13 protein-coding genes, 2 tRNA genes and 1 pseudogene are annotated in these 12689 nt (G+C 42.5%); 12 read left to right on the forward strand and 4 right to left on the reverse strand.

From position 1 onward, the window contains the following. Positions 1–45 precede the first annotated feature (45 nt). Both E3D00_RS09945 and E3D00_RS09950 read left to right on the forward strand, forming a co-directional pair. Positions 46–981, forward strand: a complete 936-nt coding sequence (locus E3D00_RS09945; RefSeq protein ID WP_141462192.1) for a mitochondrial fission ELM1 family protein — start codon at positions 46–48, stop codon at positions 979–981. Between the two features lie 12 nt (positions 982–993). Further along, positions 994–2868: an adenine nucleotide alpha hydrolase family protein gene (locus E3D00_RS09950; protein ID WP_141462194.1), complete on the forward strand. Its 1875-nt coding sequence runs from the start codon at positions 994–996 to the stop codon at positions 2866–2868. Positions 2869–2871: 3 nt separating this feature from the next. Here E3D00_RS09950 and E3D00_RS09955 read toward each other — a convergent pair whose 3' ends face one another. From E3D00_RS09955 to E3D00_RS09965, 3 genes are read right to left on the reverse strand one after another with little or no spacing between them, the layout of a single operon-like run. Then, entirely contained in the window at positions 2872–3198 is a 327-nt protein-coding gene (locus E3D00_RS09955) for a YnfA family protein (RefSeq protein WP_141462197.1), read from the reverse strand. Positions 3199–3202: 4 nt separating this feature from the next. Continuing rightward, positions 3203–4381, reverse strand: a complete 1179-nt coding sequence (ubiM, locus tag E3D00_RS09960) for a 5-demethoxyubiquinol-8 5-hydroxylase UbiM (RefSeq protein ID WP_141462199.1) — start codon at positions 4379–4381, stop codon at positions 3203–3205. 5 nt (positions 4382–4386) lie between these two features. Then, positions 4387–4989 carry a nitroreductase family protein gene (locus E3D00_RS09965; RefSeq protein ID WP_141462201.1) on the reverse strand — a complete coding sequence of 201 codons (603 nt, stop codon included), beginning with the start codon at positions 4987–4989 and terminating at the stop codon, positions 4387–4389. A 181-nt stretch (positions 4990–5170) separates the two neighbouring features. Here E3D00_RS09965 and hisB point away from each other — a divergent pair, with 181 nt between their 5' ends. The 9 genes and pseudogenes from hisB (at position 5171) to E3D00_RS10010 (ending at position 11640) form a co-directional block, all read left to right on the forward strand. Then, positions 5171–5767 carry an imidazoleglycerol-phosphate dehydratase HisB gene (gene hisB / locus E3D00_RS09970; protein ID WP_141462203.1) on the forward strand — a complete coding sequence of 199 codons (597 nt, stop codon included), beginning with the start codon at positions 5171–5173 and terminating at the stop codon, positions 5765–5767. Continuing rightward, positions 5764–6147, forward strand: coding sequence for a hypothetical protein (locus E3D00_RS09975; RefSeq protein ID WP_141462205.1), 384 nt, complete (start codon positions 5764–5766; stop codon positions 6145–6147). The genes hisB and E3D00_RS09975 overlap by 4 nt, the downstream gene beginning before the upstream one ends. Then, on the forward strand, positions 6132–6770 hold the full coding sequence (gene hisH / locus E3D00_RS09980; RefSeq protein ID WP_141462207.1) for an imidazole glycerol phosphate synthase subunit HisH: 639 nt from the start codon (positions 6132–6134) through the stop codon (positions 6768–6770). The genes E3D00_RS09975 and hisH overlap by 16 nt, the downstream gene beginning before the upstream one ends. A gap of 166 nt (positions 6771–6936) precedes the next feature. Beyond that, a pseudogene (hisA, locus tag E3D00_RS09985) lies at positions 6937–7677 on the forward strand (1-(5-phosphoribosyl)-5-[(5-phosphoribosylamino)methylideneamino]imidazole-4-carboxamide isomerase); the annotation flags it as partial. Beyond that, on the forward strand, positions 7671–8432 hold the full coding sequence (gene hisF, locus E3D00_RS09990) for an imidazole glycerol phosphate synthase subunit HisF (protein WP_141462209.1): 762 nt from the start codon (positions 7671–7673) through the stop codon (positions 8430–8432). The pseudogene hisA and the gene hisF, both read left to right, overlap by 7 nt. 2 nt (positions 8433–8434) lie before the next feature. After that, positions 8435–8809, forward strand: a complete 375-nt coding sequence (locus tag E3D00_RS09995; protein WP_141462211.1) for a phosphoribosyl-ATP diphosphatase — start codon at positions 8435–8437, stop codon at positions 8807–8809. Positions 8810–8819: 10 nt separating this feature from the next. Beyond that, positions 8820–9182: a histidine triad nucleotide-binding protein gene (locus E3D00_RS10000; RefSeq protein ID WP_141462213.1), complete on the forward strand. Its 363-nt coding sequence runs from the start codon at positions 8820–8822 to the stop codon at positions 9180–9182. Positions 9183–9237: 55 nt separating this feature from the next. After that, positions 9238–9313, forward strand: a tRNA-Glu gene (locus E3D00_RS10005). A gap of 683 nt (positions 9314–9996) precedes the next feature. Continuing rightward, positions 9997–11640, forward strand: a complete 1644-nt coding sequence (locus E3D00_RS10010) for a dihydroxyacetone kinase subunit DhaK (RefSeq protein ID WP_141462215.1) — start codon at positions 9997–9999, stop codon at positions 11638–11640. A gap of 10 nt (positions 11641–11650) precedes the next feature. On the opposite strand, the gene E3D00_RS10015 is transcribed toward E3D00_RS10010, so the two are convergent. Beyond that, positions 11651–11725: transfer RNA gene (locus tag E3D00_RS10015), tRNA-Val, on the reverse strand. A 130-nt stretch (positions 11726–11855) separates the two neighbouring features. On the opposite strand from E3D00_RS10015, the gene E3D00_RS10020 reads away from it, so the two are divergent. Next, entirely contained in the window at positions 11856–12632 is a 777-nt protein-coding gene (locus E3D00_RS10020; RefSeq protein WP_181441965.1) for an N-formylglutamate amidohydrolase, read from the forward strand. The last annotated feature ends 57 nt before the right edge of the window (positions 12633–12689 follow it).

The following is a 12689-nucleotide window of genomic DNA, read 5'->3' on the forward strand; positions in this document are numbered from 1 at the left end:
CAAATTTTTAAAGCTTCGGGAATGCATTGTCTTGGAACATTACACATGAAAGCTACAATCATAGCAGAAGATTTTGCTGGAATGCGTGCTCAAGGTGCTGGTTTAGCAGAAAAAGCTGGAATGGGATGGGATTTTCAACCTGTTATCATTAAACACTCTTTATGGCGCCATCTTCCTGCACGGTATTGGCCAGATCCTTTGCAATGTGTTGCTCCTATTCATATCTCAAATGATAGTCATTTAATTATTAGCATAGGTGGGACGGGAGGAGTGATTGGTGCAGCCGTTGCAAAACACACCCAATTACCTATCGTACAAATTCAGAACCCAAGAACTAAATTTTCAAAGTTTGATCTTATTATAGCCAATACTCATGATCGCATAGATGGATCCAATATTTTGATTTCACGCAATGCGCTTCATCCTATTACCCCTCAAAAACTACATGATGCTCAGCAAAAGTGGAAAGGAAGGTTACGTTTGGATGAAAAACCTTTACTCTCTATCTTGATTGGTGGAACAAACGGACGTTTCTCTTTAAACGCTCCTCACGCCAAGACAATTGCACATAATATTCTGTCCTTCATGCATCATTATCAATTTAATGTTGTGTTAACACCATCCCGAAGAACAGAGCCAGAAGCCCTCAAAGTCTTCAAAGATATTCTTATTCCAGCTGGTGTCAGGATTGAAACAGGAGAAGGGGATAATAACCCATATCTTGGAATGCTGGCTTGTTCTGACATGATTGCCGTCACGATGGATAGTGTTTCTATGATTTCAGAAGCAATCTCAACACGTGTTCCAGTCGCTGTTATTCCTTTACCCGGAAAATCATCGCGTATTTTGCACTTTATTGAAACTTTAAAGGAACTTGGGCGCATAAAGATTTTTGAACCCAATATAACTCCATGGTCTGTTACCCCGCTTGACGACACCCCTATTGTAGCGAGAGAAATGCTCCAACGTTTGAAGCTCTGAAAGGGCCCTTCTATGCTTAATATCCGCACGTTTGGTCCACAAGGTGGAAATGTACTTTACAAAGCACTCGCGCATCCATTAGCCGCTGAGGCACTCGTCCGCATGGAAAAGGAGCTATCGGGTAAAAAAATTGCAATTTATGACCCAGAAGGCAACGTTGAAACGCTTGTCGCTCTTTATCCCGGTTTACGGCCAGATGTCGTGCTCGTACATGATACTGAAGAAGTGGGAAAAACCGATAGCTTTGGGGGAATAAAAAAAGCTCTCGTTGATTTACCTCTTATTGAATCGGATGTGATTTTTGCGCTTTCATTTGAAGATGCAAAAATGAAACATCGGCTCACACCACTTGCTCAGAATCGATCTATTCATACGTTACAATCTGCACGTTTACCCGAACATATGATCCCATCAGGAAAGCCGTATCTTAATAAATTAAACTTTGCGACTAATTTTGCTTTTTTCCGAGAAAACGAATATTTTTCAACTCGTATCGTCACAGCAAACTATTGGTCAAATTACGGCGCCAGCTCGCTTCGATACTGGTTTCGTTTGTACGACGATAAAGGCAAAGTCATCGCTCAATGGGAACAAAAGGTTGATCAGGCGGGGTCGGGCATCACAATTGATAGTAAAGATATTCAAGAACGGTTTAATCTTCCCCCCTTTACTGGTCAGCTTTTTATTCATGTTTTAGGGGCACAAGGGCATGATGTTGTAAAATATGCTCTTGATATATGGGGGAAAAATAATAACCCCAGCCTTTCTGTCACGCATGACGCAAATGCATGGCCTTCCGTGCGGTATGCAACCCTTCCGGCACCAGATAAGGACGAAACAGTTGTTGTATGGATTCAAAATAGCCATGCAACACCCATTCCAGTTGGTGGTATTACATTCAACCCAATGGGAAAAGAGGACCATAGAGGGAATACAAAGGAAATTGGCGCTTTTGAGACGGTTGCTATTAACATTGGCGAGCTTTTTCCTGATTTAAAATGGCCTGAACAATTAGAAATGCGGGCTGGCCGTCATGTCGTTAGGCCACGTTATGAAATCACACAGAGAAAACGGACACGCATCGCCCATCTGAACGTAGAGAGGGATAACTTACGTCCTGATCCTTCTATTCGTAATTTTCCACCATCTTTGGGACGCGGTTTCTTACTCCCATTCCCCATATTAGATCCTAAAAAGTTTGAAACATTCGTTCAGCCCAACCCTATGTCTGAAGCGCTGGAGAATATTCCTGTTCGCTTGGATATCTTTGATGAAGATGGCCAGAAGCAAGCCGAACATTTTTTAGGTAATCTCCCTCGGGATCATTCTGTAGCAATTGGACTACACGATTTTACCGACAAAGCAGGGCATGCGGATTTGGTATATGATTTTCGTAATGGGGGTGAAGCTGATGGTTGGCTCCATGCTTTAGTACGTTTCCGCCACCGTGAGACAGATCATGCGGCAGAGACAAGTTTTGGCTCCCATATTTTCAACACGCTTATGACATGGCGTTCGGAGCCACAATCCTATTCTGGCCCACCTCCCGGCTTAACGACCAGACTCTTTTTGAAGCTAGGGCACGATCATTTAAAAAGTTTCTGTTGTTTAATTTATCCGGCTTCGCTTGAAGGGGTTTTATCCTCAGAAACGACCTTGCACCTCTATGGAGCAAATGGAGAATTAGTTTCTGAAACTAAAATAAGTATTAAACCGTCTGGCTCTTATATGGTCTATCCGCACAAGCTTTTTGAAGAGAACGATTTACAAAAAGCTGGGATAGGAGGCTATATCCTCATTCGAGATTTAACGTGCCGTCTTTTTGGATATCATGGCTTAGAAAATGATCATGAAGGTTTCTCTCTTGATCATATGTTTGGTTTCTAAAATCTAATATTTATGTGGAGCCAAAAAAATAATTGCAGCTCCACATAAGCACAAAAAAACTCCTAATAGATCCCACAGATCTGGCTTTATTTTTTCCACGCCCCACAGCCACAACAAAGCAAATGTAATATAGATTCCACCATACACAGCGTATGTTCGGCCTGCACTGGGCGTATCAATAAATGTTAATAAGTAAGCAAACAAAACAACTGAAGAACAGCCGGGGATAAGCCATAGAAGTGACTGCCCCATTCTCAATACCGCCCAAAAAGCAAAGCACCCTCCAATTTCGGCCAGTGCTGCAAAACTATATATAAAGAAAGATTTCACCTTATTAGGATCGATCCATCAGCATATTGGTTATCGCTTTTTTAAATGGAAGTAATCGATTTGCAAAACCTAATCCCATTTGACGAGCTTTTAAAAAAGGAGCTTCATCCCGTGTGTAAAATGTAGCAATTGCATTCGTCGCAGCAAATAATGGTGCCGTTGCCCGACGATGTTTTCGTTCAAATCGATCCAGTACAACTTTAGCACCGGCATCGCCGGGGCCTACAGCTATTTCCCGAGCGAGTGTTTCTTGCCCTTTTAATCCAAGGTTAAAACCATGCGCCGTAATAGGGTGCATTCCAACAGCAGCATCTCCGATCAGCGCAAATCGTTGGTCATGAAAGCGGTGGGCATATACGGCTTTTAAGGGGTAGGTGCATCGCGCACTATCCACCGTCATAGGGCCCATACGAGATTGGACGCGTTGAGTAATTTCCTCATTAAAAGCGTCGTCTGGCAAGTTTTTCAAACGTTGAATTTCTGCATCGGGAAGCATAAGCACTAAAGAAGATATAGAGCCTTCTTTATCATCAGGTGCAACAGGGAGCAGAGCAACGGTTTGTCCCTCGTCAAACCATTGTAACGCAACATTCTCATGATTTTTAGGGTGCCGCATGCGGCATACAAGTGTGCTGCGTCCAAAGTCATGCACAATCGCGCCAATACCAGCCATTTCCCGTAAACGAGAAAAGCGTCCATCTGCTGCCACTAAAAGATCAGAATCTAGAGTAGTGCCGTCTTCTAATGTCACTGAAGCAGAGCGATAGTTATGTTGTGTATGAATAATGCCCTGACCAGCTTTAATATCTATTCCAGCAGTGTGTGAGGCTACGTCATACAAAGCACGGCGGATCAAGTGATTAGCAACTAAATGCCCTAATGCATCTGGCCCTGTTTCTGGAGTATCGAAAAGAAGTGGGGGGCTGCCGATGCTTCCTGTTTCTACGCGTGCCATATGTAGTGGAGAAATGGCCTTTTGAGGGATTTTTGCCCAAACACCAAATCTTTTCAGCCAGTTAGACGCGTGGTGAGTTAATGCAATTTCCCGGCCATCAAAGGGAGGAGACGCTAATACAGAGAGGGGAGAGCGTTCAACAACACAGACTTTTCGACCATCATGTGCTAAAGAAAGTGCAAAAGCCAAGCCAACAGGGCCTCCTCCTGCAATGATTACATCATACATATAATTCAATCCACATTAGCACCAAAAGAAACTGGCTTCCCTTCCCAAAGAGCCATATATTTTTCAATATCAGGCCGCTTACGATCTTCCTTAGAACCTTCAGGGGTGCCCACAAACAAAAAGCCTGCCAGACAATCAGGTTTCTTTAAACCTAACATTTCTAATAATTCTGTGTCTGTTGAAAAAGCACCTGTTACCCAAATTCCACCAAAACCTTCCGCATGCAAGGCATTTAATACATTCATAGCTCCCGCCGCGGCTGCCATTTCCTGCTCGACAACTGGAATTTTTCCTTCAGGAACAATATGGATCCCCAACGCAATAATCATCGGCATAGTCGAAAAACGATGATACCGCTTTTCTTTTTTTGCTTCGGGTAAATGAGACTCTTCTCGTTCTATGGCTTTAAGAACAACCTTGGCAAAAGCCTCCCGATATTCTCCTTGGATAACCGTATATCGCCAAGGGCGCATTTTCCCATGGTCTGGGGCACGCAATCCAGCAGATAAAATAGCACGCAATTGCTTTCCTTGAGGGACAGGATCAACCAACTGATCGGTTGAGGCGCGTGAAAGGAGGAATTCAAGAGAGGACTGGTGATTAATCATGCGCAATCCTTAAGATGTTTAGAATTTAATTGCCAAGAGTTTTTGTGATTTTTTCACGATTTTAAAAGATCGTATACCATCAAAAGATATTTGTAATAGATTTTTCTTGCTCTGTTGATTTATACTCTTAACCTGTAAAGACAGCGTGGAATTTACCCTCAGCCTGGTGTAATAAGAAAACATGACTGATATCCGCTCTGCCCAACTTCATCGCCAAACAAGTGAAACTGATATTTCATTAACCTTGACCTTAGATGGGCAAGGAATATCGAATATCGAGACTGGGATTGGCTTTTTTGATCATATGCTTACAGCATTATCAAAACATAGTGGCTTCAATCTTGACCTTGTAGCTAAGGGTGACTTGCATATTGACGGACACCATACGGTTGAAGACGTTGGAATTGTTTTAGGACAAGCTTTCCGTCAAGCAATTGGTGACAAACGTGGAATAGAACGTTTTGGCCATGCTCTCGTCCCATTGGATGAAGCTCTATCTGAAGCAGTAGTCGATATTTCTGGGCGCCCATATCTGGCTTGGAATGTAGCCTTCCCAACAGAAAAAATTGGCGTGATGGATACGGAGCTTTTTGAAGAGTTTTTCCGTGCTTTTGCAATGTCTGCTCATATTGCCCTGCATTTAACTTGCAAGGCAGGGACAAACTCTCACCATATTGCAGAGAGTGGCTTTAAAGCCATCGCACGTGCACTACGTTTTGCGGTTTCTATCGATATGCGTAACGCGAACTCAATCCCATCTACTAAAGGCGTTCTATGAGTTCATACGTCCCTTGTATTGATCCGCGAAAGCAAAAGCTTCCTATTTTGGTAAAAGAAGGCTTTTCTTGGCGTGTGCTGCTTTTAGGATGGGTTGGCTTGCTGACCTATGGTAATTATCTTTCTGCTTTATTAGCTGGTGCAGGAACATTTCTGATCCATTCCTACATCGAAGGAACATCAGAGGGACTTACAATCATAGCACTTCACGTCATACTCGCTGTTTATACATCTGAAATTAGACTGTGGGAAATGCGTATTCGGGGAAGAGAAATAGGCCCTCCCATTTGGGCCACCTCAAAAGATACAGCCCTAATGAGCTGGATTAATTACTATTCATCGTCTGTAAAAGTATCGGAGCCTTCATGCGCGTCGTCGTAATTGATTATAATGGAGGAAATCTTGCATCGGCCGCTCAAGCCGCTCAAAAAGCAGCGTCACTCTATAATATTGATGCAGAGGTTACGATCACACGCGACGAAAGTGCTATTTTAAATGCTGATCGTTTAATCCTTCCTGGGCAAGGCGCCTTTGCTGATTGTGCCAAAGGTTTAGGGCCTGAATTACGAAACTCCTTGCAAGTCGCTACCGATAAGGGAACACCATTCCTTGGGATCTGCGTTGGGATGCAACTCATGGGAGAATATGGTTTAGAACACGGTAGGACCGAAGGCCTTGGATGGATTTCAGGGCATATTAGCCATATGAAAGAAGCCCATGATGCCGGCTTGCGTTTGCCGCATATGGGGTGGAACACCCTTAATTTTAAACCTGGTGCACATCTTCTAACCGAAGGCTTAGAGCCAGGTGTCCATGGTTATTTTGTTCATTCTTATGCTTTGCATAATGGTAAAGAAAGCGAAGTGATAGCCACGGCTGATTATGGGGGAAATGTTCCCGCTATTGTTGCCAATGGCAATCGCTGTGGCACTCAATTCCATGTTGAAAAGAGCCAAAAAGTTGGCCTCACCATGATGGGTAACTTTCTGAAATGGAAATCATAAAAATTCTTCCCTTTTAACATTATTAAGCCTTTTAAAACGGAGACTATCCATCATGCAGGGATCAATCTTTTCTAGAATTTACACAGAGAATTATAACACAGCACCTTATTGTTTAAGCCCTGCCAACTCTGAATCTGGTTCAGACCATTCTACAGCTCCCCAAAAGCATGAACTAACTCTTTATCCGGCGATTGATCTAAAAGATGGAGCCTGTGTCCGCTTGCGGCGTGGTGAGATGGATGAGGCTACACATTATTCAGATAACCCTGCTGCTCAGGCAAAACTATTTGAAGATGCGGGCTGCAAACACTTGCATGTTGTTGATCTAAACGGGGCTTTTGCTGGACATTCTGCCAATATTCCCGCCATCGAAGCGATTATAAAAGCTACCAACCTTCCTGTTCAGTTAGGAGGGGGTATAAGAGATATGGCAGCGATTGAGCGCTGGCTGGAGACTGGTATTTCACGCGTAATTTTAGGTTCTGTCGCCGTCAAAAATCCAGATTTAGTTCGTCAGGCTGCACGAGCTTTCCCCGGTCAAATCGTTGCAGGAATAGATGCACGCCAAGGACGGGTTGCAACAGAAGGCTGGGCTGAAGTTTCTGAATTGGAAGCCAATGACCTAGCTTTGCGGATGCAAGATGCCGGTGTTGCTGCGATTATTTTTACCGAAATTAGCCGAGATGGTATGTTATCTGGATTAGATATCGACCAAACGGTTGATATGGCAAAACGTCTTTCTATTCCAGTCATTGCAAGTGGCGGAGTAGGGACACTTGATCATTTGCGTGCTCTAAAAGATGCCGCTCAAAATGCTTCAGGGATTTCGGGAGCTATCGTTGGTCGTGCCTTATATGACGGACGAATTTCCCTTCAAGATGCTTTGGATGTATTTAAAACATGCTAAAACTTCGTGTTATTCCTTGCTTGGATGTTAAAGACGGCCGTGTTGTAAAAGGCGTGAACTTCGTCTCTTTACGCGATGCGGGAGATCCTGTTGAACAAGCGAAGCTCTATGATGCAGCTGGCGCAGATGAGCTGACCTTTCTTGACATTACCGCAAGCGTTGAAAATAGAGACACTATTTTAGATGTTGTTCGTCGCACAGCTGAAGCAATACGTTTACCTCTGACTGTTGGTGGAGGAGTACGTAGCTGTGATGATATACGTCGGCTTTTACTCTCAGGAGCTGATAAATGTGCTGTAAATTCTGCCGCGATTAAAAATCCAGAATTAATAGCCGAAGCATCAGAGCGTTTTGGCAGTCAATGTATTGTTGTTGCGATTGACGCTCGATCAAATGGAAATGGTGGTTGGGAGGTTTATGCAAAAGGTGGCCGTGAGCCTACTGGTCTCGATGTTATTGAATGGGCACGAAAAATGCAAAACCTTGGAGCAGGAGAGATTTTGCTGACAAGTATGGATCGTGACGGGACTAAATCAGGTTTTGATTTGGACTTGTTGCGGGCCGTTTGTGATGCCGTCACTATTCCTGTTGTTGCTTCTGGTGGAGTAGGGGAATTGCAGCATTTCGTGGAAGGTGCGCAAGTGGGAGCCAATGGTCTTCTTGCTGCGAGTGTTTTTCATTTTGGTCAAATTCGTATAGGCGATGTAAAAGAAGCATTAGATGAAGCCGGGCTTCCGGTCAGGCTAGGAGAGTAATAATGGCCAAACCGATAAAAGATGAATCTCATAAAGATACTTCTGCGCGCGAAGATATTCTTCAACGCTTATTTGATACGGTTCAATCGCGCCGGGGAACAGACCCTAACCTAAGCCACTCTGCACGTCTAATGGCGCGCGGAAGAAATAAAATTGCTCAAAAATTTGGTGAAGAAGCCGTGGAATGCCTCATTGAGGCGGTCAATGGAAACCGTAAAGAACTGATTAGTGAAAGTGCTGATGTTCTTTATCATCTCATCGTTATGTGGGTTGATTCTGGTGTCTCCCCAGAAGATGTATGGTCTGAATTAAAGCGTCGGGAAGGAGTGAGTGGAATTACAGAGAAAGCCTCACGCCCCAAAGAAAAATTAGGGTAAGGATACAATCATGGAATACGATCAAAATAATATTTTTGCACGAATTCTTCGCAAAGAAATTCCTGCACGCTCTGTATATGAGGATGAGTTTGCTTTTGGTTTCCATGACCTTTCTCCCTTAGCGCCTATTCATATTTTGATCATTCCTAAAGGGCCATATCTATCGATTGCTGATTTTAGTGCTCAAGCCACAGCAGAAGAAATTACAGGGTTTTGGAGAGCCGTTTCTCATGTTGCGAAGCAACAAGGAATAACGCGAGATGGCTTCCGTATTGTTAGTAATTCTGGGCCGAATGCAGGTCAGGAAGTTCCTCATTTCCACGTTCATTTATTAGGAGGAACCTCTTTAGGACCCATCTTAGAAAAGAAATAATATATAAGAACTTGCCAATACAGAGTGTTGTGTTTATGAACACTCTCAACCTTTAGTCCCGTTCGTCTAGAGGCCTAGGACACCGCCCTCTCACGGCGGCAACACGGGTTCGAATCCCGTACGGGACGCCATTGATTTTATTGGCTTTTTTCAGTTATCCACAAATGGCGTAATGGTTCAATTGAACCACTAAAAGATTTTTACCTGACTTTTTAGTTCTTCCTACAAGCCCGCACCTGATTGCATAGTCCCACATAATCCCCCAGCCACCGAATAGTCTCTGGCTGTGGAGATTTCTGAATCTCGGATGCAAGCTTTGCCTGATCGACTTTGGTATAATGCCCAGCACACGGGACACAGCACATATTGCACCGATGTGCAGCTGGTGAAAACAAGGGCGAGAATAATCCACTTCATGCGTTCACATCCTTTAGACGTGTTAAAAGGGCATCTTCTGTCGCGGGTTTATCTGCCTAGGCCTGCGCTTTCTGCGTCATGACGTTGGCGACTTGTGCTTGCTGGCGGGATGATGCAACGGAGGCTTTGTTCTTTCCTGCGCGATACGAAAACGTCACCAAAAAGAGCACAACACCGAGAGCGCAAAGAGGTTCTTCGGCGAGATGAGCATAGCCCGTGACAGCCCCCCAAATGTTAATGTGACAAATCCAAAAAAAAAATGGAAATTCAAAATAGCTATTTAATATTTAATAACACATATATTTGATTGATTTTTAATAATTATCACAAAGAAATTCGTTGAACATTTTATAAATAAAACTCCTAATCCCGCAATATACATACGGAGAGTATTTAAATGAAACGCTTCCTTAACAGCCGTGAGACATTAGTAACAGAATCACTTGATGGTTTTTTACGTTCTCCTGCTGGTAAAAATCTTTATCGCCTTGATGGATATCCTGACATACGCGTTATTTTAAGAAGCGATTGGGACAAAAAAACAGGAAAAGTTGCCATTCTTTCAGGGGGCGGGTCTGGTCATGAACCAGCCCATGCCGGCTTTGTTGGCGAAGGGATGTTAACAGGCGCAATTTGTGGAGCGTTGTTTGCCTCACCTGGCATAGATGCCATTTTATCAGCCATTCTAGCGGTTACGGGGGATGCAGGCTGTTTACTTATCATAAAAAACTATACTGGAGATCGATTGAATTTTAACCTCGCCGCAGAGCAAGCACGTGGCATGGGATTAAAAGTCGAAACCATCCTTATCGGCGATGATATTGCTCTTGGTGAACGCAAGCATGCTCGTGCCCTTGCGGGTACTGTATTTATGCATAAGGTTGCCGGCTATCTTTCCGAAGAAGGCAAAGATCTCAAAACTATTTCTAATTCGTTAAAAAAAGCCTCTGAAAAAGTTTACTCAATTGGGTTAGCCTTAAGTGATAGCTATGCGTATGAAGATAATTTCAAAACACGCCTTGATGATAAAAGTGCAGAACTTGGTTTAGGTATTCATAGTGAACCTGGCGCTGAAACCATCCCTATGGCCACAGCCGATAAACTGATGAAAAAAGCGGCTGATGCTTTGGAAAGTAAGCTACCCTCTGGGAAACATAATTATGCACTAATGTTAAATAATCTTGGCACTGTTCCAATAATTGAAGCAACATTGCTCTTGGAATCTTTTGCAAAAACATCATTATCAAAGCAGATAAGGCTTGTAACCGGTCCCGCTCATTTTCTAACCTCTTTAGATATGAATGGTTTTTCTCTTTCTGTTATTCATCTTGATAAAGAGATAGAAACTGCTTTGCTTGCGCCAGCAGCTCCACTTGCATGGAATGGTTTTAGTTCATGGAAAAATATTACCATTAAAGCAGCGCCTAAACTTCCAGAAGTTTTTATAGAGCCACCATCTAAAAACCCTGAATTAAGGAAAATGATAGAGCGTGGTATCGCAGCGCTAAAAGAGAATGAAAACTCATTAAATCTTATTGACGCAAAAGTTGGGGACGGGGATGCAGGATCAACCTTTGCAGACACAGCACGTATTCTTGAGCAAGAATTAGATCATCTCCCTCTTAAAGAACCCAAAGCGCTAATCCAAACTGTAGGGCGACTATTATCACGCCATTCAGGAGGATCAAGCGGTGCTTTGTTATCTATTTTATTCTCGGTAGCAGGAAATAGTGAAAAGAAAAAATGGCAAGATGCTCTTATGGAAGGCGTCGGCGCTATGCAGGAATATGGGGGAGCAAGTCTCGGCGACAGAACAATGCTTGATGCTATTATTCCAGCTATTACAGCCTTAAAAGAAGGGAAGTCTTTATCTGATGCTACCCAAGCAGCGCGTGCAGGGGCAGATGCTACAGCTAAAATGAAAAAAGCCTCTGCTGGTCGGTCTTCATATGTTCCAGAAAGTCATCTGAAAAATATACCAGACCCTGGGGCAGAAGCTATTGCTCTTTTATGTGAAGCCATAACCTCAAAGGGTATTTGATCAGATTGAGTGGTGGGCGCAACAGGGATTGAACCTGTGACCCCTACCATGTCAAGGTAGTGCTCTACCGCTGAGCTATGCGCCCTCAACCTGATGAAAGGGGTTTTATCTTTGTCTCATGGGGATGACAACCCCTAAAAATAAAATTTATATGTCTTATGACATTTTTTTTTCCAAGCCCTTCTGTTTATGTTCGGTATCCTTCTCAAAGGAGGGTGCCTTTAATTATATCGTCGCCACATTCTGGAAGAATATATTTCTCTGATTTTGTTGAGAATTCTCGCGTATCCTTCGGCGATTTACAACGCGTAGAAGACCGATATATTGATCTTTTTTTTGATGAAGAGTCCTCTTATGGAGCGACTTTTTTAAGTACTGATTTTCCTCGAAGCTGGTGTGATGTTAACCGAGATTATCGAGAGCTCGACCCTAACATGTTTCGTCCAGCATTGGATTATGAAGATATTCTTATATCCGAAAAAGTAAAAAATGGCTTTGGAGTTATTCCCCGCTGTATATCTCAAGGGAAGTCAATCTACACTCATTGTTTACCACAAGATGAAATTAATTTCCGTCTAAGTATAGGTTGGTTTCCATATCATGAAAGACTAAATAATCTTATTCGTCAGTTATACAATACATTTGGAAAGGTTTTTATAATAGACTTTCATTCTATGCCGCCTCTGCTTTTTAATAAAAAGACTGATTTTGTTTTAGGGAATAACCATGGCAAATCATGCTCTTCAGACTTTGTGTCTTTCATAGAAAATTTTTTATTGAAAAATAAATATCAAGTTAAAATAAACACCCCGTATTCAGGTGGGTATATAACCAAAAAATATGGCAATCCTGATAATAATATTCATGTTATTCAAATTGAAATTGATCGCTCTCTCTATATCAATCTATCCACATTGAAATTATCATCTAATTTTATATTTTTAAAAAAACAAATCAATAATTTAATTAAGGAAATAGTTGATTTTATATAACAATATATAATCACATTTATTTGTGTTTTAAATAATTAATCATCTGTTATTGAGAAA

Origin of the sequence: Swingsia samuiensis (genome assembly GCF_006542355.1) — a bacterium.
Lineage (GTDB): Bacteria > Pseudomonadota > Alphaproteobacteria > Acetobacterales > Acetobacteraceae > Gluconobacter > Gluconobacter samuiensis.